This is a genomic window from Achromobacter sp. Root83, assembly GCF_001428845.1.
Taxonomy (GTDB): domain Bacteria; phylum Pseudomonadota; class Gammaproteobacteria; order Burkholderiales; family Burkholderiaceae_B; genus Achromobacter.
In genome coordinates this window covers 1,101,128-1,127,612 of the sequence record NZ_LMIU01000001.1, presented here as the reverse complement: position 1 = coordinate 1,127,612, position 26,485 = coordinate 1,101,128, and the positions used below count along the sequence as shown (strand labels likewise).

Here is a 26,485-nt window from a genome sequence, read left to right as displayed (position 1 = left end):
CTGGCCGCCGCCATGAAACCTGTCATGGCAAGCGGTACTTCTCTTCCCGGTAGACCCAGCTTGCCCAGAGCGCGTGGGCCAGCGCCTCTTGTGTCAACGCCGGATCGGCCGGTTCCGCGGGAGCATAGACTTCGTCGCGCCCCACAGGCGCCGCCTGGTAATGGAACTGGCGCGCGGGCTTGGACGGTTCCAGCACCAGCAGTTCATCGCCGCGCAAGTACCCGAAGTTGTCCCCATATTGCATCATGGCGCGGTCCGGATCCCGCTGCGTCAGGTCCGCGCCCAGCATCGGGTTCACATTGTCCAGCCCCATCAGCGACAGCAGCGTCGGCGCCATGTCGATCTGGCTCACCAGGCGATGGTCCTGCCGCGGCGCGATCCCCGCGCCAAGGATCAGCGCCGGAACCTGGAAATGCCGCACGGGCACGGGAATGGAACCATAGACGCGAGAATCATGGTCCGCGATCACCAGGAACACCGTGTTGTCCCAATACGGCGCCTTGCGCGCCTTGTCGAAGAACTGGCCCAGCGCCCAATCCGCATAGCGCACCGTGTTGTCCACCGTGGCGGGATCGCCCACCGGCTGGATGCGCCCCGCCGGATACTCCCAGGGCGAATGATTCGTCACCGAAAACGCCAGTGTGAACACCGGCTTCTCGCCGTCGGCGCGCAGCAGGCGGTCCACCTGATTGAACATATCTTCGTCCGATGCGCCCCACGACCCTTCGAAGACGGGATCCACGAACTTGGGCCGATCCACGATCTCGTCAAAGCCGTTGCCCAGGAAGAAGGCGCGCATATTGTCGAAATGCGACTCGCCGCCGTACACGAAGCGCGAGTGGTAGCCGTGCTTGCCCAAAAGCTGCGCCAGCGTGAAGAACCCCTTTTGCGAGCGCGGCAGCTTGACTACCGCATCCGCGACGCTGGGCAGAAAGCCCGCCGTCACCGCCTCGATGCCGCGCACCGAACGCGTGCCCGTGGCGTAGGCGCGATGGAACATCCAGCCCTCTTTGCCCAGCCGGTCGATGTTGGGCGTGAGGTCGCGGCCGCCCAGGCTGCCGACGTACTGGGCGCCCAGGCTCTCTTGCAGGATGATCACCACATTCAGCGGCTTGTCCCGCCGAACCGTGGCCTTCTGTTCATGCAGGCTCGGGTAGCGCGGGTCCAGCGGCGGGCCCTGCATGCCGGCTTTCTCGCGCACGATGGCGTTCATCTCGTTTACCGGCATCTTCGGATACATCGCCGCGGACGAACGCTCGTCCTGCATGCGATACGCCGCGTCGAACACGCTGTACAGCGAATTCAGCGCCAGTGAATTCACCATGGCGTCCGAGCTGAACGCCACCTTGGCCGGATTGATCGGGCGGTGTTCCAGCGTGCCGCGCGCGCCCATGAACACCAGCGCCAGTATCAGGAACGTGGCCACCGGCCGCTTCCACCAGGACATGAAGGGATCCCGCGCCCGCACCGGGAACAGCTTCACCGCCAGCCAGGCTGCGGCCAGCAGCACGACGAACGACGCCAGCAGCACCCCTTTGTAGCCCTGCCACAGCATCGAACCGACTTCCTTCGGGTTCAGCAGGTAGATGAAGTACAGGCGGTTGGGACGCGTGTCGTATTCGGCAATGAACTGCGGCGTCGAAACCTCCAGCAGCACATAGAGCATCCACCAGACACGGAACCACCACGCCGTGATGCGCGCGGCCAGCGGGCGATGCCCGAACCACGGCGAGAACACCGCAGGCAGCGCAATCACCATCGACAGCAAACATACGTCGATGCGCAGGCCCCCAAGCAGTAGCGGCCCCAGGCCGCCAGCGGCTTCCACGCGGTCCCACATCCAGAACGCCAGGCCCAGCCGGGACAGCGTCAGCAGCGCGAGAATGGCCAGAACGAACCGCAGTGTCAGGCGGCGCATGCAACGGCCCTCTGCAAGGGGGCAGGCGTCTGCCCAAATGAAAAAATGCCGCTGTTTATGCCGAGCAGGACCATGCCGCCTCGTTGACTACAAAGTGAAAACGGGCCAAGGTTAACGCGGTTTCGGGCGCATGGCGGCGGTGTCGTGCAAACAAATGTTGTACGACATCACATATCAATTCCGGGGACACGCCGCAGCGTATTCCGGCCCCGCTATTGCGCGCGGCGCAGGCGTTCCCGGCTATTGCTCAAATGCGTGCGCATGGCCGCGCGCGCACCCTCGGCATCCTGGCGCGTAATGGCGCTGTAGATGTCCTCGTGCTCGAGATTCACGCGCGCCAGATAGGCTGCCCGGTCTTCATGCGCGAACTTGGCGGAGTTGATGCGGGTGCGGGGAATGATGGCCGAACCCAGGTGCGACATGAGATCCGCGAAGTAGCGGTTGTCGGTGGATTGCGCCACCAGCAGGTGAAACTGGAAATCGGGCGTGATCGTGTCGCCGCCGATCTCCAGCGAGTGCTTGAATGCATCCAGCGCGCGCCGCATCTCTTGCAGTTGCGTATCGCTGCGCCGGATGGCGGCCAGCCCCGCGGCCTCGCTTTCCAGGCAGATACGCAGTTCCAGCAGGACAAGCACGTCGCGCACTGTGGCGATGTCGGCCGGGTCCACCCGGAAGTCGCCGCCGCCGCTGGGTTCCAGCGCGTAGGTGCCCACGCCATGATGCGTCTCGACCAGGCCGGAGGCCTGCAGGCGCGACAGCGCCTCGCGCACGACGGTCCGGCTTACGCCGAACTGACGCATGATCTCGGACTCGGTGGGCAGCTTGTCGCCGGGGCGGATTTCTCCGCCGCGGATGCGCTCGGAAATGCTCTCCACCAGGCCCTGGGCCAGGTTCCGGGGACGACGCTGCGGTAAAGCAGGGGTAACGACAGGAGCGTTCATCAGGGATTGTCCGAAAGCGGTTGCGCAAAGCTTGACGCTGAAATTTGGCGTTCATTATACTTTGCATCAGTTGTACGATAACGTACCAGACAAGTCCACTCCACCGCGCCATTCACCGAGCGTTGCGTCATGAGCCGAGCTGTCAACAACATGCCTGCATCTCCCCGCTGTCATCGTTTGTTATTGACCGGCGCCGCCGGCAACCTGGGCAAGGTGCTGCGGCCCAGGCTCAGGGCCCACGCCGACATACTGCGTGTCTCGGATCTCGTCGATCCCGCCCCCGCTGAACAGGGCGAAGAGGCCGTCGCCTGCAATCTGGCCGATGCCGCCGCGGTTTCCGAGCTGATCCGGGGCGTGGACGCCATTGTGCATCTGGGCGGGGTTTCCGTGGAGCGGCCCTTCGAGGAAATCCTTCCCGCCAATGTCCAGGGCATCTACAACGTCTACGAAGCCGCGCGGCTCCACGGCGTGAACCGCGTCGTCTTCGCCAGTTCGAATCACGTCATCGGTTTCTATGAACAGGGGCACACGCTGGACGCGAATGTTCCCTTGCGTCCCGACGGCTATTACGGCCTGAGCAAAGCCTACGGCGAACACCTGTCGCGCTTCTACTTCGACCGCTACGGCATCCAGACCGTGTGCCTGCGCATCGGCTCCTCGTTCCCCGAGCCCAAGGACCGCCGCATGATGGTCACCTGGCTCAGCTACGACGACCTGACCGATCTGGTCGTCAGGTCCTTGTTCACGCCCGACGTCGGCCACCTCATCGTGTACGGCGCCTCGGCCAACCGCGACACCTGGTGGGACAACAGCGGCGCGGCCATGCTTGGCTTCGCCCCCAAGGACTCTTCCGAACGGTTCCGCGCCCAGGTCGAGGCGCAGCCGCCGCTGCCCGCCGACGATCCCGCCGGGCGCTACCAGGGCGGCGCTTTCGTGAAAGCCGGCCCGTTCCCCTTCCCCAACACCTGAAGCTCCCATGCCAGCGACCGCCGAACGTGTAGGAACCCAGTTGTGCGGCGTAGGAGAAAGTCCGGTCTGGCGCCCCGCCGACCAGGCCTTCTACTGGACCGACATTCCGGGCCGGATGCTCTGGCGCTGGACGCCCGCCACCGATGCGTTCGCGCACTGGGAGCTGCCCCAGATGGCTGGCAGCATCGCCATGCGCGGCGACGGATGGCTGCTGGCCATGCAGGACGGCCTCTACGTGTGCGACGCCTTGCAGGCCGGAATGCCGTGCTCGCCCCGCCTGCTGGCCGCCGTCGCCCACACCGCGCCGGACATGCGCTTCAACGATGGCCGCTGTGACCGGCAGGGGCGCTTTCTGGCCGGCACCATGGCCATGGACATGGGCCTGGCCTTGCCGGCGGGCCGGCTTTACCGCCACGACGCCTCGGGCGTGTCCGTCCTGCTGGATGATCTGATCGTACCCAACGGCCTGGCGTTCAGCCCCGATGGCGCGACGATGTACCTGTCGGACTCCCATCCATCGCGTGCGTCGGTCTGGGCGTTCGACTACGACCCCGGCACGGGCGTACCGCGCAACCGCCGCGTCTTCATCGCCGCCCTGCCCGCCGGCCGGCCCGATGGCGCCGCCGTGGACGCGGATGGCGGCTATTGGATCTGCGGCAACGATGCCGGCAGGATCTACCGCTACACCCCGGACGGCCGCCTGGACCGCACCCTGGAAGTGCCCGCCGCCAAGGTCGCCATGTGCGCATTCGGCGGCACAGGCATGGACACGCTTTTCGTCACATCGATCCGCCCCGCCAGCGCCGCCCCCGGCTCGCTGGACGGTGCGGTCTTTGCCTTGCGTCCCGGCGCGCGAGGCCTGGAGGAAGCCGCCAGCAACGGTTAGCACCCGATCGGCGCCGGTTGCGCGCCCGTGTTGAGTAGGTCAGACCATATCAAAGAGCTTCGGGGCCGATTCGGCCCTTAACGAAACGCCGTACTCCAACCGGAGGTAGACATGCTGCACCCTCACCTGACCCGCGCCATTCTGGCGGCGGCCGCCTTGCTGACCCTTGTTCCCGCCACCCATGCCGCCGAGCTGCGCTCCGCGGACATCCATCCCGACGACTATCCCACCGTTCAAGCCGTCCGCCAGTTCGGCGAGCTGGTCAAGCAGCGCACCAATGGCCGCATCACCGTGAAGGTGTATGCCGGCGGTTCGCTCGGCAGCGAGGACGATTCGATCGAACAGGTGAAGCTGGGCGCCCTGGCCATGGCCCGCGTGTCCAGCGCGGCCATGCACAATATCTGCCAGACCACGCGCGTGCCCTCGCTGCCCTTCCTGTTCCGCTCCAAAGAGCACTTGCACAAAGTGCTGGACAGCGAAATCGGCGACCAGATCCTGCGCTCGTGCGAAGGAGCGGGGTTCGTCGGGCTGGCCTGGTACGACAGCGGCTCGCGCTCCATGTATACGCGCAACAAGCCCGTCAAGACGCTGGCCGACGCCAAGGGCCTGAAGATCCGAGTACAGCAGTCGGACCTGTCCGTCGCCATGGTCGAGGCCATGGGCGGCAACGCCACGCCGATGCCGATGGGCGAGGTCTACACCTCGCTGAAGACGGGGCTGGTCGATGCGGCCGAAAACAACTTCCCCAGCTACGAAAGCGCCCATCACTACGAAGTGGCCAAGTTCTACTCGATGACCGAGCACACCATGACGCCGGAGATCCTGATCTTCTCCAAGCGGCAATGGGACAAGCTGCCCCCGGAAGACCAGAAGATCCTGCGCGAGGCGGCGCGCGAATCGGTGCCGTTCATGCGCAAGCTTTGGGAAGAGCGCGAACAGAAGTCGCGCGCCGTGGTCGAGAAGGCCGGTTCGCAGATCGTGGAGGTCGACAAGCCCTCGTTCCAAGGCGCGATGAAGCCCGTATACGAACGCTTCGTCACCACGCCCGAGATGAAGGACCTGGTCGCGAAGATCCAGGCCGTCAAGTGAGGACACCATGTTGGCGACACCCACGAATGAACCGGATGTGACCGAGGGAGGCGGGGCGCAAGCCCTGTCCGCCCCGCTTCTTGACGCCTACGCGCGCGGCTGCGCCGGGCTCGCGCGCGCGTGCATGTGGACCAGCGTGTTCGGGCTGGTCTGCCTGATCATCGCCGTCACCTTGCAGATCTTCGGACGCCATGTGCTGAACAGCACGCCGACCTGGGCGGAAAGCCTGGCGCTGCTGCTCGTGCTGTACGTCACCATGCTGGGCGCCGCGGTCGGCGTGCGCGATGCGGGGCATATTGGCTTTGAGTCCCTGCAGGATCTCCTGCCGGCCGCCGGCCGGCGGAGGCTGCGGATATTCATCCATCTGCTGGTGCTGCTGTTCGGCGTGCTGATGGCGTGGAATTGCGGCGTGCTGGCCGAATCCGTGGCCGCCTACAAGATTCCCAACCTTGGCATCTCCAACGCCTGGAAGTACATCCCCGCAACCCTGTCGGGCGTCTTGATCGCGCTCTTCTCCATCGAGCACATCATCGCAATCCTGCGCAACCAGAAGGTGGTACCGGCATGGCGCTGACCCTCCTCTCCTTTACGTTCATGGGGTTCCTGGTGATCGGGGTGCCGGTGGCCTTCGCCATCGGACTGTCGTCCATCACGGCCATCATGTACGAAGACCTGCCGCTGGCGGTGGCCTTCCAGCAGATGACCTCGGGCATGAACGCGTTTTCGTTCCTGGCCATCCCCTTCTTCATCTTCACGGGCGAACTGATGCTGTATGGCGGCATCGCCGACCGCATCGTGGCGTTCGCGAAGTCGTTGGTAGGCCACGTGCGCGGCGGATTGGGCATGTCCAACGTGGTGGCCTGCACGCTGTTCGGCGGCGTGTCGGGATCACCCGTGGCGGACGTCTCGGCGATGGGGTCGGTGATGATCCCGATGATGAAGCGCGAGGGCTATCACGCGGACTACGCGGTGAACGTCACCACGCACGCGGCGCTGGTTGGCGCGCTGATGCCGACCAGCCACAACATCATCATCTACACGCTGGCCGCGGGAGGCAAGGTGTCCATCGCGGCGCTGATTGCCGCGGGGGTGGTGCCCGCGCTCATCCTGACCCTGTGCAATCTTGCCGCCGCCTACTTCGTGGCACGCAGCCGGGGCTACCCGGCCGGCACCTTCCCGGGCTGGCAGATCGTGCTGCGCTCGCTGGTCGCGGCCGCGCCCGGCCTGTTCGTGGTGGTGCTGATCATCGCGGGCATCCTGAGCGGCGTCTTCACCGCGACGGAATCGGCCGCCGTGGCGGTGCTGTACGCGCTGGCGCTGACGATCTTCGTCTACCGCTCGCTGACCTGGGACCAGTTCGTGCGCGCCGCCAGCAAGGCCGTGAAGACGACGGGCGTGGTGTTACTGCTGATCGGCATTTCCGCCACGTTCGGCTACCTGATCAGCTTCTACGGCGTGGCCGAGAAGACGGGCCAGCTCATGGCGTCGGTGTCCACCGAACCGTGGGCCATCTTCCTGATGGTCAACATCATCCTGTTCGTGCTGGGCACGTTCCTGGACATGGCCGCCACCATCCTGATCTGCACGCCGATCTTCCTGCCGATCTGCATGCAGTACGGCATGGGCCCGGTGCAGTTCGGCATGGTCATATTGCTGAACTGCGCGCTGGGATTGAATACCCCGCCAGTGGGCACCACGCAGTTCGTGGGATGCGCGATAGGCGGCGTATCCGTGGGTACCGTGATGCGGACCATCTGGCCGTTCTACGGCGCGCTGCTGGCCGCGCTGGCGCTAGTGACCTACGTCCCGGCGTTTTCGCTGTGGCTGCCGGGCGTGCTGCTCAACTGACCGGACGGCGGGGCGGGCCGTCCGCGGTCCGCCCCCAGATCACCGGATAGAAAAAAACCGCCGCCAGCAGCCACATCAGCGCGGCGGACCAGATCGTCTGGCTGAGAAAATGCGCCCCCTGCAGGATGCGCACAACGGAAAAGCCCAGGCCCGCCGCCACACCGATGGCCAGTCCGCCCCAGCGCCAGGCGGGCCTACCCAACGACCAGCCCGCGAAATACAGGCTCAGCATCGCGTAGCCCGCACCGGCATGGCCGCTGGGAAGCGCGCCCCCGGCGCGCGCGCGGGCCCAAGTCCACCAATGCACCGGGTACAGCGTATAGCCGCCCAGCGTTTCCAGGTCATAGGGACGAGGCAAGGTCGTATGGTGCTTGAGCTGGTTGACCAGCAGCTGTCCGGTCAGGCAGGTTGCCGCCACCGCCAGCGCCGCCCCCCGCCAGCGGCGCCAGGCCGGTATGCGGAAACTCGCCGCCACTACCCCGGCCGCGGCCAGGGCCACGCCGATCGGCAAGGCCAGCACCATGCGATGGCCGAGCAGTTCCAGCCAGCGGTTGCCATGCAGTGGAAAATCATTCAGAACCGGATCGAACAGCGTCCGGGCGATGCGCAGGTCCAGCCCCGAGGCGTTGGCCCACCACGCCATGCATGCCAGGATCAGCGTGACGCCGGCGACGTGCGTGAGCAGGTATGAAACTCTGGCCGGCGCGCGGGGCGCCGGCAGCGATGGGAACGGCATGGGCGATGAATCGGGACGTATCGGGCAAGCGGAGACTTTACGGTCCCGACAGTCGAAAATTCGTCAAATCCGCGTCTGCGCCCGATTTGCCGCGGGGCCGGGCTCGAAGCGCAGCGAGAACCGCGTGCCGCGCGCGTCGCCTTCGCGGGAGGACTCCACGCTCAGCGACCAGCCTTGCATGTCGCAGACACGCTTGGCGATCGCCAGGCCCAGCCCGCGAGCCGGTTCGTCGCCGTCCGCCACGCCCGAATCCCGCATGCGGCCGCTGTAGTAGCGGCGGAACAGGAAGGGCAGATCGGCGCTGGCGATGCCCTTGCCGTCGTCTCGCAGTTCCAGCCCGCCTTCGGCGCCGAGCGTGGCCGTCAGGGTGGCCGGGGCGGCGTGCTCGACCGCATTGCGGACCAGGTTGCGCAAGACCGTCAACAAGGCATAGCGGTCCAGCGTAAGAACCTGCCCCTCCGATACCTGGTTGTCGAACCGCAGGTCCGCGATCTTGGCCTGGGCCGCATAGCCGCGCCAGGCGTCTTCCATGCATTCGGCGAGGTCGACGGGTTCCGGCGGCCGCAGCTGGTCGCGCGCCATGGCGCGCGCGCTCTCCAGGCTTACGATGACGTCATCCACGTTATCCATCACCCGGGTCAGGCGCAGCCGCTGATCCGGCGTCAATACCTGCGTCAGCAGCATCAGTTCGCTATCGGAACGGATGGCCGCCAGCGGCGTGCGCACCTCGTGGCTGAGATTTCCCGCGAACTCCCGCTCGCGGGCGATCGATTTGTCCACCTGGTTCTGCACCCGGTTGAACGCCTCGATCAGCCTGCCGGCCTCGTCGTCGCGCGTGACGGCCAGGTCGGGCGAGCCGGGCGCCCAGGTGGCCAGCCGGTCCGTCAGGTCCAGCAGCGGCCCGACCGCCACCGCGGCCACGCGCCGCGACAGCGCGTAGGCGCCCACGACGCAAATGGCGCCCACGCCCAGGACGATCAGGCCGAAATCATGCACCCGCTCTTCGTTGTCGGTGGCGTCGTACAGCAGATACACCCTGCCCCGGCCGGTCTCGGCCACCATCACATGCCAGGTGTATGCCCCCGGCTCGATCAGGTGCAGCCCGCTGTCCAGCGACAGGAGCTCCGGGGGCATCCCCACGGGCGGCTGCCCGTCCGTGCTCAGCCAGGCGCGCATGGAGCCGCCCAGTTCGCGTGCGCCAACGCGCGGCAGGAACTCGTCGCTGTTGCGCGCGTGCTGGACCAGGCGGTCCATCTCGGTGTTGAGGATGTCGTTGACCAGATCGTCTTCCATCTGATCGAAGGTCAGGTAGGCCAGCAGCGCAAGCGCGGTGACGAACAGGGCCACCGTTCCCGTCAGCGCCCACACCACGCGCTGGGTCAGCGTGCCGGCGGTGGCGCGTTTCATGACGGAGTTCCCGGCAGGCTCAGCCGCCAGCCGGTGCCATGCATGGTCTCGATACCGTCAAAGCCCGCGTCGGCCAGGGCGCGCCGCAGCAGGTGAACCTGGCTGCGCAGCGCGTCGGAGGACGGCGGCTCATTGCCCCACAGCACCGATTCCAGCTCCTCGCGCGACACCACTCTGCCGGGATCGCGCAGCAGGACTTCCATGATGATGCCTGCCTTGCGCGTCAGATGGACGGGCACGCCATTGACGGACACGGCGCGGCTGCGGGTGTCGTACTGCAGGGGGCCGAAAGCGCGCACCGACTCTACCGTCGCCCCCTTGGCGCGCAGGATCAGGGCCAGCAGGCGGGCTTCGACCTCGAGCAGGGCAAACGGCTTGGTGAGATAGTCGTCCGCGCCATGCGAAAACCCGGCCAGCTTGTCTTCGAGGCTGTCGCGCGCGGTCAGCATCAGCACCGGCACGTCCAGCCGCCTTTCGGTGCGCATGGCGTGGAGCACGGCATTGCCATCCATGCCCGGCAGGCCGATATCCAGCAGCACCGCGTCGAAGCGCTGTTCCTGCAGGCGCTGCAGGGCGGCGGGGCCGCTGTAAGCCACGTCCGGAAGGAATCCCCGCGCCTCCAGGAAGCTGTACAGATTGCCGGCGATGATGTGATCGTCTTCGACGATCAGCACCCGGTGATGCGCGCCTGCCGCGGGACTCGATGTCATGCTCATGGTTTCCTGGGGAACAGGCACGTCTACGCTTGCAGCACCTTGCCCGGGTTCATCAGCCCTTGCGGATCCAGTGCGCGCTTGATTTTGCGCATCAGCGCCAGCTCGACCGGGCTCTTGTAGCGCGGCAGCTCGTCGCGCTTGAGCTGGCCCACGCCATGCTCGGCGCTGATGGACCCCTGATGCGCGTGCACGCTGTCGTGCACGACGCCGTAGACCTCGGCTTGCAGCGCTAGCAGCTCGGTCTCGGTCTGCCCGGGCGCATTGGCCACGTTGTAATGCAGGTTGCCGTCGCCCAGGTGGCCGAAGATCACATGGCGCACGCCGGGGAAACGCGCCTGCAGCAGGGCATTGGTCTTGTGCACGAAGCCCGCGATCGACGAGATGGGAATCGACACGTCATGCTTGACCGACTTGCCCAATTCAGCTTCCGCCAGGGGGATGCTCTCGCGCAAGTGCCACAGCGCCTTGCTCTGCGCGACGTTCGCGGCGATGGCCGCATCGTTCACCAGGCCCGCGTCGATGGCGTCGCCCAGCACGGCCTCGAAGCGTTCGCGGGCGTGTGTTTCGCTTTCGCTGTCGGACAGTTCCAGCAGCGCAAACCACGGCGACGCCGCGGATTCGCCCTCGAAGGGCAGGCGTTGTTGCGGAAACAGGCGCACGACCGCCTGCAGGCAAGCGCCGCTCATGAGTTCGAAGCCGGTCAGCGCCGCGCCGAAGCCCGACCGGGCGCGCGACAGCACTTCCACGGCGCTGTCGATGCTGTCCAGCGTCAGCAGCGCCGTGCACGAGGCCACCGGCCGGGGATACAGCTTGAGCGTGGCGGCGGTGATGATGCCCAGCGTGCCTTCACTGCCGATATACAGATCGCGCAGATCGTAGCCCGTGTTGTCCTTGCGCAAGCCGCGCAGGCCGTCCCAGATTTCGCCCTCGGCGGTCACGACCTCCAGGCCCAGCGTCAGGTCCCGCGTGTTGCCATAGCGCAGCACCTGCGTGCCCCCGGCGTTGGTCGCCAGGTTGCCGCCGATGGTGCAACTGCCTTCGGCGGCCAGGCTCAGCGGGAACAGCCGGTTGGCGGAAGCGGCCGCCTCTTGCACGGCCTGCAGGATGCAGCCGGCTTCCACGGTGATCGTGTCGTTGTCGGTATCCAGCGCGCGCACGGCGGTGAGCCTGGCGGTGGACAAGACCACGGCGGTGCCGGAATCATCGGGGGTGGCGCCGCCGCACAGGCCGGTATTGCCGCCCTGCGGCACCACGGGGACTCCGTGGCCGGCGCAGAGCTTGATCGCGGCGGCCACTTCGGCGGTCGTGCCGGGGCGTATCACCGCCAGCGCCGCGCCACGGTAGCGCCGGCGCCAATCCAGCACGTAGGGCTCGGCGTCCGCGCCGGTCAACACATGGGAAACGCCCAGGAGGGACTGTAGATCGCTCAGCAATGTCATGGCTGCCGCACAAGGAAGGCCGGGTCGCGCCCAGGCGCTGTTCAAGGGATGTGCGGACTATTGTAGGGGTTGCGCGGCCTGGGCCGAAGCCCGGTCCGCGTCAGCCCACCGCCTGGTCCAGCCGCGTGCCCGTCATGCCCGAGCAGAACGCCCGGGAAGCGATGCGGTTCATCAGGAAGGCACGGTCGACGCCCGCGGGTCCGGGCAATTCGGACAGCGCGCGGTAGGCGCGGCGCAGCACTTCGCCCCGCGTCGCGCCGCACACCAGAAGGCGGGTGCATGGCAGGCGGCGATCGCCGCAGCCGTCGATGCGCACTTCCAGCACATGCGGGGCCACCGGCTCATGGTCGGCCACCGCCATCGTCTCGGAGTGGGCCTGCGCCTGCGCGCCAATGACGCGGAACACGCCGCTGCGGTCATCCAGCGAAAACGAGACCGTGCCCACGCCCTGCCAGCCCCGGTCCCGCGCGACGCTGGCCGCCACCGTGCGCAAGGCGCTTTCGATGGAGGACGCCAGATGCGGCGCCGGACATTCGGCGATCAGGACCCGGGCCTCGCGCCAGACGCTGCGCTCCCAGGCGCGGCCAGTGGCGAGGTCGCCGGTGGCGGATACGGATACATGGATGTCGAGCCGGCGCTCACGGCCCGCGGCCGGCCCGGCGTAGTCCGTGGGGGGGCCCCGCCTGGTGGTGGCGCCGCCCGATGACATGACAGTGGATACTTTGGCGCCCATGGCCCCTCCTGGTCTTACTGCTTGCATCGCAAGCGTATCACCTTCGGATGACGAGCAAGTTCCATGCCATCCGCGCCCCCCTGCGCCAGTGCATTTTCGTGCCGGGCGCCATGCACTGGAAACAAGCCGCGGCGCGTGCCGCGCGCACCAAACCAGGGCAAGCGCCACCGGGAAAACGCCCTACTCCGCCCGCCGGATGAGGCCCCCTGCGCCGATGGGGGATAATTCTGGTTTACCCCCTGCCATGGCGGCGCTCACGTACGGGTTTACCACTAGCCCATTACCAAAGCCGCGCTGTCCCCTACCTAGGAATCGTCGTGGGCAACAATACTCAATTTCCGGCCTCGGTTTTCAAGGCCTATGACATCCGCGGCACCGTGCCGGACCTGATCGATGCCTCCTTCGCCCGGTCGCTGGGCGTGGCGCTGGCCGCGCGCGCCCGCGCCGAAGGCGTGCAAACGCTGGTGGTGGGCCGCGACGGCCGGCTCAGTAGCGAAATGCTGTCGCTGGCATTGCAGGAAGGCATGCTGGAAGGCGGCGTCGACACGCTGGACGTCGGCATGGTCCCCACCCCTCTCGTCTACTTTGCCGCCAACATCATGCAGACCGGCTCGGGCGTGGCGATCACGGGCAGCCACAATCCGCCCAAGTACAACGGTTTCAAGATAATGATGGGCGGCCGCGCGCTCTACGGCGACGACGTCCAGGCGCTGGCCCAGGTCATGAACGGCACGGCCCCCGCGCCCGCGGCACGCGCCGGCACGCGCCGCCAGCTTGACCTGGTGGACGGCTACATTGCGCGGGTCGCCTCTGGCGTCAAGCTCGCGCGTCCCATGAAGATCGCCATCGATTGCGGCAATGGCGTCGCCGGCGCCGTCGCGCCGCAGTTGTTCCGCGCCCTGGGCTGCGACGTCGACGAACTGTTCTGCGACGTGGACGGCACGTTCCCCAATCACCATCCCGACCCCGCCGAACCGAAGAACCTTCAAGACCTGATCAAGCACGTCGCCGAGAGCGATTGCGAACTCGGCCTGGCGTTCGACGGCGATGGCGACCGCCTGGGCGTGGTCACGAAATCCGGCCAGATCATCTGGCCCGACCGGCAGCTCGTGCTGTTCGCCCGCGACGTGCTGGATCGCAACCCCGGCGCCACCATCATCTACGACGTGAAGTGCAGCCGTCACGTGGGCCTGTCGGTCGACGCCGCCGGCGGGGTGCCGCTGATGTGGAAGACGGGCCACTCGCTGGTCAAGGCCAAGCTGGCCGAAACCGGCGCGCCGCTGGCCGGCGAAATGAGCGGCCACATCTTCTTCAAGGAACGCTGGTACGGCTTTGACGACGGCCTCTACACCGGCGCCCGCCTGCTGGAGATCGTGTCGCGCTTTGCCGATCCGTGCGCGCCCCTGGAGGCGCTGCCGCAAGACGTCTCCACGCCCGAGCTGAAGCTCGAAATGGAAGAAGGCCAGCCCTTCACGCTGGTCAAGGCCCTGCAAGACCAGGGACAGTTCCCCGATGCGGAACGCGTGATCACCATCGACGGCGTGCGCGCGGAATACGCCGACGGCTTTGGCCTGGCGCGCCCGTCCAACACCACGCCCGTCGTGGTGCTGCGCTTCGAAGCGCAAACCCCGCAAGCGCTGGAACGTATCCAGGCCGACTTCCGGCGCGAACTGAGCAAGCTCGCGCCAAACGCCACCCTGCCTTTCTGATCCACCCATGTCTCTAGCCCACAGCCCAGCGTGGCAGCAATTCATCGCAGCGACACGCGCCGCATCCCGGGACGGCCAGCAGCTACGCGTGGTCTCCGCTCCCGGGCTGCGCCTGGACTTGAGCGCCCAGGCCCAATCGCCCGCCCTGCAAGCCGCCTCGGCGGCCTTGCTCGCGCAACAGGACTTCGAAGCCTGTCGCGCGCGGCTGTTTGACGGCGGGCAAGCCAACTGGACGGAAGGACGGGCAGCATGGCACACCGCCCTGCGCGCCCCCGAGCCGCCCGCGATGGTGGCCAAGGCGGTGCTGGCCGAACGCGAACGCCTGCGCGAGTTCGTGCGCGAGGCCGATGCCGCCGGCCGCTACAGCGGCGTGCTGCACTTGGGAATCGGCGGCAGCGACTGGGGCCCCCGGCTGGTCACCCGCGCCTTGCGCCACGAAGGCGCGCGCCGCGAGGTGCGTTTCGCATCCAATGTGGACTCGCATTCCGTGGCCGATGCGATGAGCCGGCTGGACCCGCACAATACGCTGGTCATCGTCGCCTCGAAATCGTTCACCACCACCGAGCCCCTGGCCAATGCCGAAGTCGCGATGAACTGGCTGCGCGAGGCCGGGGTCGCTGATCCCATCAAGCAGGTCGTGGCGATCACCGCCAACGTCGAAGCGGCGCTGAACCTGGGCATCCTGCCCGACCACATCTTTCAGATCTGGGACTGGGTGGGCGGCCGCTATTCGCTGTGGTCCGCGATCGGCCTGCCGATCGCGCTGGCGCTGGGCAACGATGCGTTCGACCAGTTGCTGGCCGGCGCCGCGGCCATGGACGAGCATTTCCGCACCGCCCCCATCGCCGACAACGCTCCCGTGCAGATGGCGCTGGCCGGCGTGGCCAACCGCAGCGTGCTGGGGTATGACTCCCTGGTCATCGCCCCCTACGATTCGCGCCTCTATCACATCGTGCCGTGGGCACAGCAGCTTGAAATGGAATCGCTGGGCAAGGTCGCCACCGCCGACGGCAGCCCGGCCGGCGTTCCGACCGGCCCCGCCGTGTGGGGCATGTCGGGCACCGACTGCCAGCACACGTTCTTCCAATGGCTGCATCAGGACGCCGCGGGCGCTCCCGTGGACTTCATCCTGTGCGAGCAGCCGAACCACGCCTATGCGCGGCACCACGAATTGCTGATCGCCAATTGCCTGGCGCAGCGCGCGGCGCTGCTGCGCGGCAAGTCGTACGAAGAAGCCTTGGCCGAAACCTCGGCCACGGAAAGCGATCCCGCGCGCGCGCGTGTACTGGCGCAGCACCGGGTCCATCCCGGCGGACGCCCGTCCTCGCTGATCGTGCTGCCCCGCCTCGAGGCCTATACGCTGGGCGCGCTGCTGGCGCTGTACGAACACAAGGTGTTCACGCAAGGCGTGATCTGGGGCATCAACCCCTTCGATCAATGGGGCGTGGAGTTCGGCAAGGTGCTTGCCAAGAACATCATGCGCGAACTGGACGCGCCGCAGGCCAGCCAGCAGGATCCGTCCACCCGCTTCTGGATCGACGCCATCAGGCGCTGAGGGCGTCGTACAGTTCGACGTGAATCCGCTCGACCCGCCTGATGTCGAATTCACGTTCCGCGAGCGCCCTGCCGGCGGCTCCCATCGAGCGCCGCAATGCCGCATCCGCGGCCAGGCGTTCGATGGCGGCGGCCAGCGCCTCTGCATCGCGCACCGGCACCAGCAATCCGGTCACGTCGGGCTCGATGGCGTCGCGGCAACCCGGCACATCGGTGGTCACGACAGCCCGGGCGCACGCCGCGGCTTCGATCAGCGACTTGGGCAGGCCTTCGCGATAGGACGGCAGCACCGCGATATGCGCGGCCGCATACAGCGCCGGCACATCCGCGCGCTCGCCCAAGGCCTCGACGCAGCCTTCGCGCCGCCAGGCCTCGACATCTTCCTGCGTGGCCGACGCGGGATTGCCGGCGTCCACGCCGCCCACAAGCTGCATCGTCACCGGTACACCGCGCTCGCGCAGCAATCTTGCCGCCTGCACGAATTCCTGCACGCCCTTGTCGCGCAGCAGGCGCGCGACCATCGTGACGACGACCGGCGGCGCGGCCGGTTCGGGCGAGGCGCGGTAGGCGTCCAGGTCCACGCCCGCGCCGCGGATGATGACGACCTGGCCGTCGCGCACCGCGCCCAGGGATTTCAGCAGGTCGCGGTCGCTGGCGTTCTGGAAGATCACGCGGCTGTTGGGATGGCCCAGCGCGAGCCGGTACAGGCGCGCCACCACGGACCGCACCAGCCGCATCTTCAGCGAATTGGAAAGAAAGACGAATCCCAGGCCGGAAATCGCGGCCACCATGCCCGGCACGCGGGCGATCCGCGCGGCGATGCCGCCATACAGCACGGGCTTGATGGTGACCAGGTGCACCACCTTGGGACGCAGGCGGCGGAACAGGCGGATCAAGGCCAGCAGCGTGCCCAGTTCCTGCAAGGGATGCTTGCCGCTGCGCGTCATGGGAATCGGGTGATGCGTCATGCCCAGCGCCTGGATATCGGCCACGGCCGGCCCATCCATCGTGGCGACATGCACGTCGTAGCCCGCGCGCTGGGCGGCCAGCGCCACCGGCACGCGATGCGACATGAAGAAGGCCGGGTTGTTGACGACAAACAGCAGACAGCGTCCGGCGCTCATGCTTGGACTCCAGAAATACGGCGCCAGACGGCGATATAGCTTTGCGCCATGCGCGCAAGGTCGAAGTTTTCCAGCACGCGCGCACGCCCGGCTTCGCCCGCGCGTGCGCGGCCGCGGGCAGCCACGTCGCCCAAGGCGGTCTCGATGCCGCGCGCCAGGGCCTCGGCCTGTTCGGGCGGCACCACCACGCCGGTATCGCCAACGATGTAGGCCGCGTCTCCGACGTCCGTCACCACGCAATAGACCCCGCAAGCCATGGCTTCGGCCACCACGTTCGGAAAGCCTTCCGCGCAGCTCGACAGCACGTGCAGGTCCAGTCCGTTCATCATGGCGGGCACATCATCGCTGGGGCCGTTCAGCACGACGCGGTCGCGCAGGTCCAGCTTGTCGAGCAGCGCGCCGAGCTCCGCGTTGCCCTCGGTCATGTCGCGTCCGATCAGCACGCAGCGCAGGCCGGCATCGCGGCCGTCGCGCACCAGCGCGGCCACGGCGCGCAGCAGATTGGCATGGTCCTTGAGCGGATCCCATCGCGCCACGCAGCCGATCACGGGCACGTCCTCGGATAATCCCCACTGGGCCCGCACTCGCGTGCGCGCCAGCGGATCCGGCGCGTAGCGCGACAGGTCGTAGCCGTTGGGTATCACCACCAGGCGGTCGCGCCGGTAGCCTTTTTCGGCGTGGCGGCGCGCCGCGTTCTGCGCGGCGCACACGATCGCCCTGGGCACGCTGCCGGACAGCAGCGCGCACGCGCGCAGCACCAGCCGGGCCGAACGGCTGCTGCGTTCCAGATGCGCGCCGGAATTGCGGATGCCCCAGGCAATGGCCTTGACGCCTGCCAGGCGCGCCGCCAGGCCGCCGATCAGGTCGGCGTGATACATCCAGGTCTGCACGGCGTCCGGGCGGGTCTGGGCGATCAAGCCGCGCAGGGTTCTGAAGCCGGCCAGGCTGACGCGCCCGCGTTTCATGGCCAGCGCGTGCACGGCCACGCCCGCCGCGCGCAGGCGTTCGCCATAGATGCCCTCGTCGGTCAGCGACACGACGATGTGCTCGACATCCATGCCGGGATAGGTCGCCAGGCGGAACAGCACGGACTCCGCGCCGCCTTGGCCCAGGCCCGTGATGATATGCAGGACACGCAATGCGGGGGCGTTCATCGCCCCTCCCGCACCGCTTCGAACAGTTCATCCCATTCGCCCAGCACGCTGGCCAGCGCGTAGCGATGACGCACGGCCGCCGCGCCGCGCACGCCCAATTGCTGGCGCAGGGAGACGTCGCTCATCAAGCGCTCCAAGGCATCGGTCAGCGCAACGCGGTCGCCGGCCGGAACGAGCAGCGCGTCCTGGCCGTCCCGGGTCATTTCGCGCGGACCGCTGGGGCAGTCGAAGGCCACGCAAGGCAGGCCCAGCGACATGGCTTCCAGCAGCACATTGGGAAAGCCCTCGACCAGCGAGCTCAGCACGAATGCCTGGCCGCGGGCCAGTTCCTCCCAGGGCGCCTCGGTGCGCCCGGGCAGGCTGATACGGGACTGCAGGCGCAGCCGGGCGATCTGCTGCTCCAGCGCGCCGCGCTCGGGGCCTTCGCCCCAGATGCGCAGGTTCCAGTCCGGGAATTGCGGCGCCAACTGCGCGAAGACATCGATCAGCAGACCGAACTGCTTGTCGGGGACCAGCCGCCCCATCGCAAGCAGCTCACGCGGTCCGCCGTCGTCGCGCTGCTGCACGCGCGGCGCATCCAGCAGCGGCGCTGGCAAAGGATTGGGAATGACGGCCAGGCGCTTCATGCCCGGTATCTGGCGCGAGAACGGACCAGCGGTGTCCGCCGCCTGCACCGTCACCATGTCGGCGTGCGGATACAGGATGCGGCGCAGCTTGCGCCAGACGCTGCCGGTCGTGGTTTCGGCCACGGGGTTGGTGCGTTCGCACACGATGAGCGGCACGCGCAAGCCGCGCGTGGCCAGGATCGCGGCCACATTGACGTTGGTCAGGAAGGACACCACCACGTCCGGCCTGGTGTCGCGGATGTGCTTGCGCAAGGTCCGAAGCCGCCTGAACGCGGCCATCGGGCCCGACATCCGCGTACCGGCCAGGTCCGCCAGCCATGCCAGTTCGACTTTGTCCGACAGGGGATAGAAGCAGGTTCCCTTGGACGAGTAGGTGGGCGTCAGGATGACGGTATCCCCGCGTTCGGACCAGGCGTTGACCAGCGTCGCGGCCACTCTTTCCGCGCCGCCGGCATGCATGGAACTGACCAGCATCAATATCTTCATTCGTCAACGCCCCCCAATCGATCCCCCTTGGTCCATTCCCGCGCGATAGCGGTCCAGCCAGGCCTGCATCATCAGCACGCCCCACAGATGGCTGTCCCAATTCCGGTGTCCCGACGTGTGTTCGCGCCACTTGCGCAGAATGGGCTCGGGTTCGAACCACCCTTCCTGGCGCAGGCGCGCCGGGTCCAGCAGCGCATCGGCCCACTCCCGCAAGGGGCCGCGAAGCCACGCGGCCAGCGGCACGGCAAAGCCGCGCTTGGGGCGGTCGACCAGCGCCTGCGGCACGTGGCGATGCAGCACCTGACGCAGCAGCCACTTGCCCGTGTTGCCGCGCACCTTGTACTGATGTGGCAGGCTCCAGGCAAATTCATACACGCGGTGATCGATCAGCGGCACGCGCGTTTCCAGGCTGACCGCCATGGCTGCGCGGTCCACCTTGACCAGGATGTCGTCGGGCAGGTAAGTCACCGTGTCCAGCTTCATCATCGATTCGAAGGTGGAGCCCTGCATCGCCCGCTCGAACTCCGACACTGGTTCCACACCGCCCTTCACGACGCGGGCGGGGTCCGACCAGTACGACACGAAGAGGCGATAGAACTCGCCCCGCGTGTCGGCGCGCAGCAGTTCGCCCAGCTTGCCTACCTTGCCGCGCCAGGCGCCGCGTCCGGGCAGGTGGGTGGTGGCGCTGATCAGCGCGCCCGCCGGTTTGCGCAGCAGCGCGGGAACGCGCTCGCATTGCTGCCACCAGTTGTTCACGCGGAAGTAGCGCGAATAGCCGCCGAAGAGCTCGTCGCCGCCGTCGCCGGACAAGGCCACGGTCACGTGCTGGCGCGCCATGCGCGTCACCAGCGACGTCGGGATCTGCGACGAATCCGCGAACGGTTCGTCGTACATATCGGCCAGCGACGGGACGACCGCCAGCGCGTCGTCCGCCGTCACGTAAAGCTCGGTGTGGTCCGTGCCCAGGTGCGTGGCGACCGCCTTGGCGTGCTGCGCCTCGTCGTAGCCCTTTTCGTGAAAGCCGATGGCGAAGGTGCGCACCGGCTGCGAGCTTTGCGCCTGCATCAGCGCGACGATGGTCGAGGAATCGATACCGCCCGACAGGAATGCGCCCAGGCTCACGTCGGACAGCATCTGTCCGCCGACGGCCTTGGACAGCACGCCTTCCAGCGCGTCCGTGGCCTGCGCGTCGGAGTCGAACGCCAGCCTGGATCCGGCGGCCGTGTCGGCGGCCTCGCGCGCCGACCAGTACACGCGCGGCTCGGGCATGCGGCGGCTGCGGGTATCGTCGGCGGTGAACTCCACCCAGGTGCCCGGCGGCAGCTTGGCGATGCCCTCGTAGATGGATTGCGGCGCCGGAATGTAGTTGTGCCGCATGAACGACGCCAGCGCATTGCGGTTCAGGTTGCGGCCAAAGCCCGGAATCGGCATCAGGCCCTTGAGTTCGGAGGCGAAGACCAGCTCCGCGCCCGAATAACCGTAATACAAGGGCTTTTCGCCCATGCGGTCGCGGGCCAGCACAAGCTTGCGCGACGCCTTGTCCCACAGCGCAATGGCGAACATGCCCACCGCGGCCTGCAGCGTGGCCTCGATACCCAGCGCGGTGAAGCCGGCCAGCAGGGTTTCAGTGTCGGAATGGCCGCGCCAGGACGGCGCCAGCGCCGATTGCTCGAGCTGCTTGCGGATGTCCAGGTGGTTGTAGACCTCGCCGTTGAACACCATCACATAGCGGCCGCAGGCGGACGTCATGGGCTGGTGGCCCGCTTCGGTCAGGTCCAGGATCGCCAGGCGGACGTGCGCCAGCGCCAGTTCGGCGCCGGTGTCTTCCCAGAAGCCATTGCTGTCCGGCCCGCGGTGGCGGATGCGGCGGCAGCTTTCCGCCAGCACCTGCGCCTTGTTCCCGATTGGGCCCCAAATTCCGACTATTCCACACATGATGAGGTTCTCGTGGTCACCGTAGCGACGGTGCGCCGCGCGGGCCTAGCCCGGTCCGCGGACACCGTCAAAAATTTCCTGCCATTTCCGCAGCACTCGCGCGGCCGAGAACCGGTCGCGCACATCCGTCGCTGCCTGCGCCATGCGCAAGCGGCCATCATCATCGCTCATGACGGCGTCCAGCGCCTTGCACAGGGCGGGCACATCGCCATTGGGCCGCACCAGCACGCCGTCGATGCCTTCACGCACGATCTCGCGCGGCCCGGTGTCGCAATCGAAGGATACGGCGGCCAGTCCGCTGGCCATGGATTCGAGCAGCGTATTCGACAGCCCTTCGAAGCGCGACGTCAACACATACAGATGGGCGCTGTCGTACCAGTCGCCCACATTGCCGGCGCGCCCGGGCATCGCGATGCGCGATTCCAGTCCGGCTTCGCGCACCTGCGCTTCCAGGGCCGGACGTTCGTCGCCTTCGCCCAGAATAACCAGATCCCAGTCGGGATGCGATGCCGCCAGGCGCGCATAGGCCTGGATCAGCAGGTCAAAGCCCTTGTCCGCGTGCAACCGCCCCACCGCCAGCAAGCGCTTGCGTCCGTCGCCCGTCACCGGGGTCAGGATGGGTTCGGCGCGCGGCAGCGGAAAGTGTACGGGGTTGGGGATGACCGCCAGCCGGGAGCCCGGGACGTGCCGCTCGATCCAGTCGGCCGTGCCGCGGGTCAGCGCCACCACGCGCGCGGCGCGCGGATAGGTCAGGCGGCGCAGGCGCTGCCAGAACCCGGACAGGGTCTGGGACGGCGGATGCGTATGTTCGGTGGCGATCACGCGGCAGCGCAGGCCAGCGCAGGCCAGCACGGAAAGCACGGACGCCGTCGTCATCATGCCAAGCACGATATCGGGCCGGAAGGACCTGATCACGCGGCGCAGGGCGCGCACGCGCTGCACATTGCTCCAGATGCCGCGCAGGCCTCCGCCCTCGCCCGCCGTATTGAGGATTTCGCGGTGGACCTTGGGATGCAGCGTGTAGACATCACCCTCGGCGCCGGCCTGCGTCACGACCATGACCTCGCGGCCCATGCCGGCCCAGTGGGCGCTCAGATCGGCGGCAACCCGTTCAGCGCCGCCGCCATGCAGCGAATGGATGAACAGCAACACGCGCGTCGCTTGAGCGGAGTCGGCTACGGACATTCAATCTGCCTCCCTGGGTTCGGCCTTGCGCATCGCCACTACCAGGTAGCAGGCGAAGGACAGCACATACATGAGGCTGGTCGCCAGCATGATGCCGGCCGCGCCCATCCTGGGCGCCAGCACGACATTCAGCGCGGCCTTCAGCGCAAAATTGGCGACCGCGATGGCGGCCATGATGCGGTAGCGGTTCTGGCTGGCCAGCAGTTGCACCAGGATCAGCACCCCGAAGTAGAACGGAAGCTGCAACAGACCCCAGCGCAGCACATGCGCGACGGCCTCGGTGTTTTCGGCGGTGAAGGCGCCGCGCTGGAACAGCACCGATACGCCCCACGGCGCCAGCACCCAGCCCACGGCAACCGCGACGGCGCCCGCACCCACCATCAGCACCGACCATTTGAGCGCCATGCTGCGCGCGCGCGCGGTATCGCCGCGGGCCTGCACGTCGGCCAGCACGGGCAGCGCGGCGCGCCCCACGGACACGGCCCCGATGCCCAGCAGCAGCGACAGCAGCCGGCTGGCGTAGCCCAGCGTGGCATTGGCGTTGGCGCCCAGGTTGGCGGCGGCGTACTGGTCCAGCGGACCCACGAAGCTCATCGCCACCTGGCCAATCAGCATCACGCCGGCGGCGCTCATCAGTTCGGGCCAATGCGGCGACCGCAGGGTCAGCCGCGGCGCGCCCCAGAACCCGCCATCGGCGCGCGCCGCCAGCCAGGCAAGCCATACGGCCTGGATGGCGTAGCCGACCAGCGTTCCCCACAGCAGCGGCCCGACGCCATCGGCGCTGACGGCCAGCATCACCCACGCCAGCGTCGCCACCGCGGGTACGCTGTCCAGCAGCGTATTGACGTGCCGTTCCTGCGCGCGCAGGCGCGCGGCGCTGATGCCGGCGATCAGCAGCAGGGCCGACACGGGGGCAAAGGCGACCAGCAGATCGCCCGTCATTGCGCGCACGCGGGCGGACAGCCCCTGGCCCAGCCCGTCCGCCACATAGGGCCAGGCGAACCAGGTCAGGAGGGCCAGCGCGACACCGGCCGCGGCCACCCATCCCTGCAGTTCGCGGATGAATTGTTCTCTTTCGGCGCCGTCGGCGCGGCGCAGGCGCACCAGCACCGGAATCAGCACCACCGACAGCACGCCCACGATCGTGACCGGCAGCCAGGTGGCCATGGTCATCGTGAACTGATAGGCGTCCACGGCGTCGCTGACGCCGTAGCGGTACGCCACCGCCATCTCCTTGATGGCGCCGGCGGCCTTGCCCAGCAACAGAAACACGGCCACCCGGAAAGCGCCTTTGAAGATGCGCTGATGGTCCGGGTGGATGTTGCCGAGTTTTCGGATGAGTGCTTTCAAATCAACGCAGGAATTGCGTGTACCAGGGCATGGCGACTTCCAGGCCTTGCAGCACCGTATGCGTGGGCGCATAGCCCAGCAGCCGGCCGGCCTTGCTGACGTCGGCCTGCGAATGGCGCACGTCGCCCGCGCGGAAGTCGGCATATACCGGCTGCTTGCCGTACACCACGCCCTGGTTGCCCAGGGCCTGCACCAGAAAACCGAAAAGCTGGTTCAGGGTGCTGCGGCCGCTGACGGCCACGTTGTAGACCTGGTTGCGCGCTTCGGGCGCGGCCGTCGCGCCCAGAATGTTGGCCTGCACCGCGTTTTCCACGAAGCAGAAGTCGCGGCTGGTCTCGCCGTCGCCATTGATGGTGACGTCCTTGCCCTGAATCATCGCGGCCGTCCACTTCGGAATCACGGCGGCGTAGGCGCCGTCCGGATCCTGGCGCTTGCCGAACACGTTGAAGTACCGCAGGCCCACGGTCTCGAAGCCATAGGACCGGGCGAACACGTCGGCGTACAACTCGTTGACGTACTTGGTCACGGCGTAAGGCGACAAGGGCTTGCCGATGTTCTCTTCCACCTTGGGCAGCGCCGGATGGTCGCCGTAAGTGGAGCTGGACGCGGCATAAACAAACGACTTCACCTTGGCGTCGCGCGCGGCGACCAGCATGTTCAGGAAGCCGCCGATGTTCACCTCGTTGGTGGTGATCGGGTCATTCAGCGAACGGGGCACGGAACCCAGCGCGGCTTGGTGCAGCACGTAGTCCACGCCCTCCGAGGCGCGGCGGCATGCGTCCAGATCGCGGATGTCGCCTTCCACGAAGGTGAAGCGCGCCCATTGCTCGGGAGAGACCGATGCGCGGACCTCGTCCAGGTTGCGCCGGTGGCCCGTGGCGAAGTTGTCCAGGCCGGTGACGGACTGCCCCAGCTTGAGCAAGGTTTCCAGCAGGTTCGAACCGATGAAGCCGGCGCAGCCGGTCACCAGCCACTTGCGCGGCGTGGCGGACAGTTCCTTGGTGATGGTCTCAAAACGTGTGGTCATTGCAAAATCCCTTACAGACGCAGATCGGATTCGGCAGGCGACAGCACGTACTTCAGGTCGTACAGAATGTGTTGTGCCTTGCCGAGCTTGCGGATGCCCTCCGCGCCCAAGGCCTTGAACTGGTTGTGCGCCACCGCCAGGATGACGGCGTCGTACTTGCCTTCCTCGGGCTGCGCCTTGCCGAGCTTGCGGATGCCCTCCGCGCCCAAGGCCTTGAACTGGTTGTGCGCCACCGCCAGGATGACGGCGTCGTACTTGCCTTCCTCGGGCTGGCTCACCGGGGTCAGGCCGTATTCATGCACGGCTTCCTCGGCGTCGACCCACGGGTCATAGACGTCCACGTCGACGTTGTAGTCGSCCAGTTCRCGGAYGATGTCGACGATGCGCGTGTTGCGCAGGTCGGGGCAGTTTTCCTTGAAGGCCAGGCCCATCACCAGCACGCGCGCGCCCTGCACATGGATGCGGYTCTTGGTCATGGYCTTGACGAGCTGCGACACCACGTAGCCGCCCATCGARTCGTTCAGSCGGCGGCCCGCCAGGATGATCTCGGGGTGGTAGCCGATGGACTGCGCCTTGTGCGTCAGGTAGTACGGGTCCACGCCGATGCAGTGGCCGCCCACCAGGCCCGGACGGAACGGCAGGAAGTTCCACTTGGTGCCGGCYGCCTGCAGCACGGCTTCGGTGTCGATGCCCATCTTGTTGAAGATCAGGGCCAGTTCGTTGATCAGCGCGATGTTCACGTCGCGCTGCGTGTTCTCGATCACCTTGGCGGCTTCGGCCACGCGGATGCTGGACGCCTTGTGCGTGCCGGCGGTGATGATCTGCTTGTACAGCTGGTCGACCAGTTCGGCGACTTCGGGCGTCGAGCCGGACGTCACCTTCTTGATGGTGCTGACGCGGTGTTCCTTGTCGCCCGGGTTGATGCGCTCGGGGCTGTAGCCGGCATAGAAGTCCACGTTGAACTTCAGGCCCGACACGCGCTCCAGCACCGGCACGCAGTCTTCTTCGGTGGCNCTTGGCGGCTTCGGCCACGCGGATGCTGGACGCCTTGTGCGTGCCGGCGGTGATGATCTGCTTGTACAGCTGGTCGACCAGTTCGGCGACTTCGGGCGTGGAGCCGGACGTCACCTTCTTGATGGTGCTGACCCGGTGTTCCTTGTCGCCCGGGTTGATGCGCTCGGGGCTGTAGCCGGCATAGAAGTCCACGTTGAACTTCAGGCCCGACACGCGCTCCAGCACCGGCACGCAGTCTTCTTCGGTGGCRCCCGGATAGACGGTGGATTCGTAGATGACGATGTCGCCGCGCTTGAGCACGGCGCCGATGGTTTCGCTGGCCTTGACCAGCGGGGTCAGGTCCGGCTGCTTGTACTCGTCGATCGGGGTGGGCACGGTCACGATGTACACGTTGGCCTGGCCCAACTGGGCGCGGTCGGCGGTGTAGCTGAGCTGCGTCGCTTCGGCGAGTTCGGCCTCGCTCACTTCCAGCGTCTGGTCGAAGCCCGATTGCAGGCCGTCGATCCGGCGGTTGTTGATATCGAAGCCGACCACGGGACGCTTCTTGCCGAACTCCACCGCCAGCGGCAGGCCTACATAGCCCAGGCCGACAACGGCCAGCTTCACATCCGACAGGTTCACAGGTTGGTGGGACATTTC

The 26,485-nt window shown here is 67.2% G+C and carries 22 protein-coding genes and 1 pseudogene; 7 read left to right on the top strand and 16 right to left on the bottom strand.

Annotated elements, in window-relative coordinates:
- Positions 1 to 22 precede the first annotated feature (22 nt).
- Both ASE30_RS05070 and ASE30_RS05065 read right to left on the bottom strand, forming a co-directional pair.
- Positions 23 to 1,918 carry an LTA synthase family protein gene (locus tag ASE30_RS05070; protein WP_057283123.1) on the bottom strand — a complete coding sequence of 632 codons (1,896 nt, stop codon included), beginning with the start codon at positions 1,916 to 1,918 and terminating at the stop codon, positions 23 to 25.
- Positions 1,919 to 2,130: 212 nt separating this feature from the next.
- Complete coding sequence (locus ASE30_RS05065; protein WP_057283122.1) at positions 2,131 to 2,859, bottom strand: FadR/GntR family transcriptional regulator; 729 nt, start codon at positions 2,857 to 2,859, stop codon at positions 2,131 to 2,133.
- Positions 2,860 to 3,009: 150 nt separating this feature from the next.
- Here ASE30_RS05065 and ASE30_RS05060 point away from each other — a divergent pair, with 150 nt between their 5' ends.
- From ASE30_RS05060 to ASE30_RS05040, 5 genes are all read left to right on the top strand, one after another.
- Positions 3,010 to 3,828, top strand: coding sequence for an NAD-dependent epimerase/dehydratase family protein (locus ASE30_RS05060; RefSeq protein ID WP_369819287.1), 819 nt, complete (start codon positions 3,010 to 3,012; stop codon positions 3,826 to 3,828).
- 7 nt (positions 3,829 to 3,835) lie between these two features.
- Entirely contained in the window at positions 3,836 to 4,714 is an 879-nt protein-coding gene (locus ASE30_RS05055) for an SMP-30/gluconolactonase/LRE family protein (protein WP_057283120.1), read from the top strand.
- Positions 4,715 to 4,825: 111 nt separating this feature from the next.
- A complete protein-coding gene (locus ASE30_RS05050; RefSeq protein WP_057283119.1) occupies positions 4,826 to 5,803 on the top strand; it encodes a TRAP transporter substrate-binding protein in 978 nt (325 codons plus the stop codon).
- Between the two features lie 7 nt (positions 5,804 to 5,810).
- Positions 5,811 to 6,377, top strand: a complete 567-nt coding sequence (locus ASE30_RS05045; protein ID WP_082601443.1) for a TRAP transporter small permease — start codon at positions 5,811 to 5,813, stop codon at positions 6,375 to 6,377.
- Positions 6,368 to 7,651, top strand: coding sequence for a TRAP transporter large permease (locus ASE30_RS05040; protein WP_057283118.1), 1,284 nt, complete (start codon positions 6,368 to 6,370; stop codon positions 7,649 to 7,651). The genes ASE30_RS05045 and ASE30_RS05040 overlap by 10 nt, the downstream gene beginning before the upstream one ends.
- On the opposite strand, the gene ASE30_RS05035 is transcribed toward ASE30_RS05040, so the two are convergent.
- The 5 genes from ASE30_RS05035 to ASE30_RS05015 all read right to left on the bottom strand — a co-directional run bounded on the left by ASE30_RS05035 (position 7,644) and on the right by ASE30_RS05015 (position 12,682).
- Positions 7,644 to 8,387 carry a phosphatase PAP2 family protein gene (locus tag ASE30_RS05035; protein WP_082601442.1) on the bottom strand — a complete coding sequence of 248 codons (744 nt, stop codon included), beginning with the start codon at positions 8,385 to 8,387 and terminating at the stop codon, positions 7,644 to 7,646. The two genes, ASE30_RS05040 and ASE30_RS05035, sit on opposite strands and share 8 nt — an antisense overlap.
- Positions 8,388 to 8,450: 63 nt before the next feature.
- Entirely contained in the window at positions 8,451 to 9,794 is a 1,344-nt protein-coding gene (locus ASE30_RS05030) for a HAMP domain-containing sensor histidine kinase (protein ID WP_082601441.1), read from the bottom strand.
- On the bottom strand, positions 9,791 to 10,504 hold the full coding sequence (locus tag ASE30_RS05025; RefSeq protein WP_057283279.1) for a response regulator transcription factor: 714 nt from the start codon (positions 10,502 to 10,504) through the stop codon (positions 9,791 to 9,793). The genes ASE30_RS05030 and ASE30_RS05025 overlap by 4 nt, the downstream gene beginning before the upstream one ends.
- A 29-nt stretch (positions 10,505 to 10,533) precedes the next feature.
- Positions 10,534 to 11,949 carry an FAD-binding oxidoreductase gene (locus ASE30_RS05020; protein ID WP_057283116.1) on the bottom strand — a complete coding sequence of 472 codons (1,416 nt, stop codon included), beginning with the start codon at positions 11,947 to 11,949 and terminating at the stop codon, positions 10,534 to 10,536.
- Between the two features lie 100 nt (positions 11,950 to 12,049).
- A complete protein-coding gene (locus tag ASE30_RS05015) occupies positions 12,050 to 12,682 on the bottom strand; it encodes a BPTD_3102 family carboxylase-like protein (protein ID WP_057283115.1) in 633 nt (210 codons plus the stop codon).
- A gap of 317 nt (positions 12,683 to 12,999) precedes the next feature.
- Here ASE30_RS05015 and ASE30_RS05010 point away from each other — a divergent pair, with 317 nt between their 5' ends.
- Together ASE30_RS05010 and pgi are read left to right on the top strand one after the other, a co-directional pair.
- On the top strand, positions 13,000 to 14,391 hold the full coding sequence (locus ASE30_RS05010; protein ID WP_057283114.1) for a phosphomannomutase/phosphoglucomutase: 1,392 nt from the start codon (positions 13,000 to 13,002) through the stop codon (positions 14,389 to 14,391).
- A 7-nt stretch (positions 14,392 to 14,398) separates the two neighbouring features.
- Positions 14,399 to 15,946, top strand: a complete 1,548-nt coding sequence (gene pgi, locus ASE30_RS05005) for a glucose-6-phosphate isomerase (RefSeq protein WP_057283113.1) — start codon at positions 14,399 to 14,401, stop codon at positions 15,944 to 15,946.
- Here pgi and ASE30_RS05000 read toward each other — a convergent pair.
- From ASE30_RS05000 to ASE30_RS28360, 9 genes and pseudogenes are all read right to left on the bottom strand, one after another.
- Positions 15,936 to 17,069: a glycosyltransferase family 4 protein gene (locus ASE30_RS05000; RefSeq protein ID WP_057283112.1), complete on the bottom strand. Its 1,134-nt coding sequence runs from the start codon at positions 17,067 to 17,069 to the stop codon at positions 15,936 to 15,938. The genes pgi and ASE30_RS05000 overlap by 11 nt on opposite strands.
- Entirely contained in the window at positions 17,066 to 18,223 is a 1,158-nt protein-coding gene (locus ASE30_RS04995) for a glycosyltransferase (RefSeq protein WP_057283111.1), read from the bottom strand. Before ASE30_RS04995 ends, ASE30_RS05000 begins: the two co-directional genes overlap by 4 nt.
- Positions 18,220 to 19,335, bottom strand: coding sequence for a glycosyltransferase family 4 protein (locus ASE30_RS04990; RefSeq protein WP_057283110.1), 1,116 nt, complete (start codon positions 19,333 to 19,335; stop codon positions 18,220 to 18,222). The genes ASE30_RS04995 and ASE30_RS04990 overlap by 4 nt, the downstream gene beginning before the upstream one ends.
- A gap of 3 nt (positions 19,336 to 19,338) precedes the next feature.
- Positions 19,339 to 21,270 carry an asparagine synthase (glutamine-hydrolyzing) gene (asnB, locus tag ASE30_RS04985; RefSeq protein ID WP_057283109.1) on the bottom strand — a complete coding sequence of 644 codons (1,932 nt, stop codon included), beginning with the start codon at positions 21,268 to 21,270 and terminating at the stop codon, positions 19,339 to 19,341.
- Positions 21,271 to 21,315: 45 nt separating this feature from the next.
- The gene (locus ASE30_RS04980; protein ID WP_057283108.1) at positions 21,316 to 22,455 is read right to left on the bottom strand and encodes a glycosyltransferase family 4 protein; all 1,140 of its coding nucleotides are present in this window, start codon (positions 22,453 to 22,455) and stop codon (positions 21,316 to 21,318) included.
- Positions 22,456 to 23,805, bottom strand: coding sequence for a murein biosynthesis integral membrane protein MurJ (gene murJ, locus ASE30_RS04975; protein WP_057283107.1), 1,350 nt, complete (start codon positions 23,803 to 23,805; stop codon positions 22,456 to 22,458). It abuts the gene before it with no gap.
- A gap of 1 nt (position 23,806) precedes the next feature.
- A complete protein-coding gene (locus ASE30_RS04970; RefSeq protein WP_057283106.1) occupies positions 23,807 to 24,832 on the bottom strand; it encodes an SDR family oxidoreductase in 1,026 nt (341 codons plus the stop codon).
- Positions 24,833 to 24,843: 11 nt separating this feature from the next.
- Positions 24,844 to 25,845 (bottom strand): annotated as a pseudogene (locus ASE30_RS04965) (nucleotide sugar dehydrogenase); the annotation flags it as partial.
- Between the two features lies 1 nt (position 25,846).
- Positions 25,847 to 26,482 (bottom strand): nucleotide sugar dehydrogenase (locus tag ASE30_RS28360; RefSeq protein WP_369819286.1); only part of this gene is annotated, 636 nt, incomplete at its 3' end.
- Positions 26,483 to 26,485: the final 3 nt, after the last annotated feature.

Excerpts from the sequence above, each read along its gene's own strand:
- ASE30_RS05055 (WP_057283120.1), top strand. The coding sequence starts at position 3,836 with ATGCCAGCGACCGCCGAACGTGTAGGAACCCAGTTGTGCGGCGTAGGA.
- ASE30_RS05050 (WP_057283119.1), top strand. The coding sequence starts at position 4,826 with ATGCTGCACCCTCACCTGACCCGCGCCATTCTGGCGGCGGCCGCCTTG.
- ASE30_RS05000 (WP_057283112.1), bottom strand. The coding sequence starts at position 17,069 with ATGAGCGCCGGACGCTGTCTGCTGTTTGTCGTCAACAACCCGGCCTTC.
- ASE30_RS04970 (WP_057283106.1), bottom strand. The coding sequence starts at position 24,832 with ATGACCACACGTTTTGAGACCATCACCAAGGAACTGTCCGCCACGCCG.
- ASE30_RS05040 (WP_057283118.1), top strand. The coding sequence starts at position 6,368 with ATGGCGCTGACCCTCCTCTCCTTTACGTTCATGGGGTTCCTGGTGATC.
- ASE30_RS05020 (WP_057283116.1), bottom strand. The coding sequence starts at position 11,949 with ATGACATTGCTGAGCGATCTACAGTCCCTCCTGGGCGTTTCCCATGTG.
- ASE30_RS05060 (WP_369819287.1), top strand. The coding sequence starts at position 3,010 with ATGCCTGCATCTCCCCGCTGTCATCGTTTGTTATTGACCGGCGCCGCC.
- ASE30_RS05035 (WP_082601442.1), bottom strand. The coding sequence starts at position 8,387 with ATGCCGTTCCCATCGCTGCCGGCGCCCCGCGCGCCGGCCAGAGTTTCA.
- ASE30_RS04980 (WP_057283108.1), bottom strand. The coding sequence starts at position 22,455 with ATGTCCGTAGCCGACTCCGCTCAAGCGACGCGCGTGTTGCTGTTCATC.
- ASE30_RS05070 (WP_057283123.1), bottom strand. The coding sequence starts at position 1,918 with ATGCGCCGCCTGACACTGCGGTTCGTTCTGGCCATTCTCGCGCTGCTG.
- ASE30_RS05025 (WP_057283279.1), bottom strand. The coding sequence starts at position 10,504 with ATGACATCGAGTCCCGCGGCAGGCGCGCATCACCGGGTGCTGATCGTC.
- ASE30_RS05045 (WP_082601443.1), top strand. The coding sequence starts at position 5,811 with ATGTTGGCGACACCCACGAATGAACCGGATGTGACCGAGGGAGGCGGG.
- asnB (WP_057283109.1), bottom strand. The coding sequence starts at position 21,270 with ATGTGTGGAATAGTCGGAATTTGGGGCCCAATCGGGAACAAGGCGCAG.
- ASE30_RS05015 (WP_057283115.1), bottom strand. The coding sequence starts at position 12,682 with ATGGGCGCCAAAGTATCCACTGTCATGTCATCGGGCGGCGCCACCACC.
- ASE30_RS05030 (WP_082601441.1), bottom strand. The coding sequence starts at position 9,794 with ATGAAACGCGCCACCGCCGGCACGCTGACCCAGCGCGTGGTGTGGGCG.
- ASE30_RS04990 (WP_057283110.1), bottom strand. The coding sequence starts at position 19,335 with ATGAAGATATTGATGCTGGTCAGTTCCATGCATGCCGGCGGCGCGGAA.
- ASE30_RS05065 (WP_057283122.1), bottom strand. The coding sequence starts at position 2,859 with ATGAACGCTCCTGTCGTTACCCCTGCTTTACCGCAGCGTCGTCCCCGG.
- ASE30_RS04995 (WP_057283111.1), bottom strand. The coding sequence starts at position 18,223 with ATGAACGCCCCCGCATTGCGTGTCCTGCATATCATCACGGGCCTGGGC.
- pgi (WP_057283113.1), top strand. The coding sequence starts at position 14,399 with ATGTCTCTAGCCCACAGCCCAGCGTGGCAGCAATTCATCGCAGCGACA.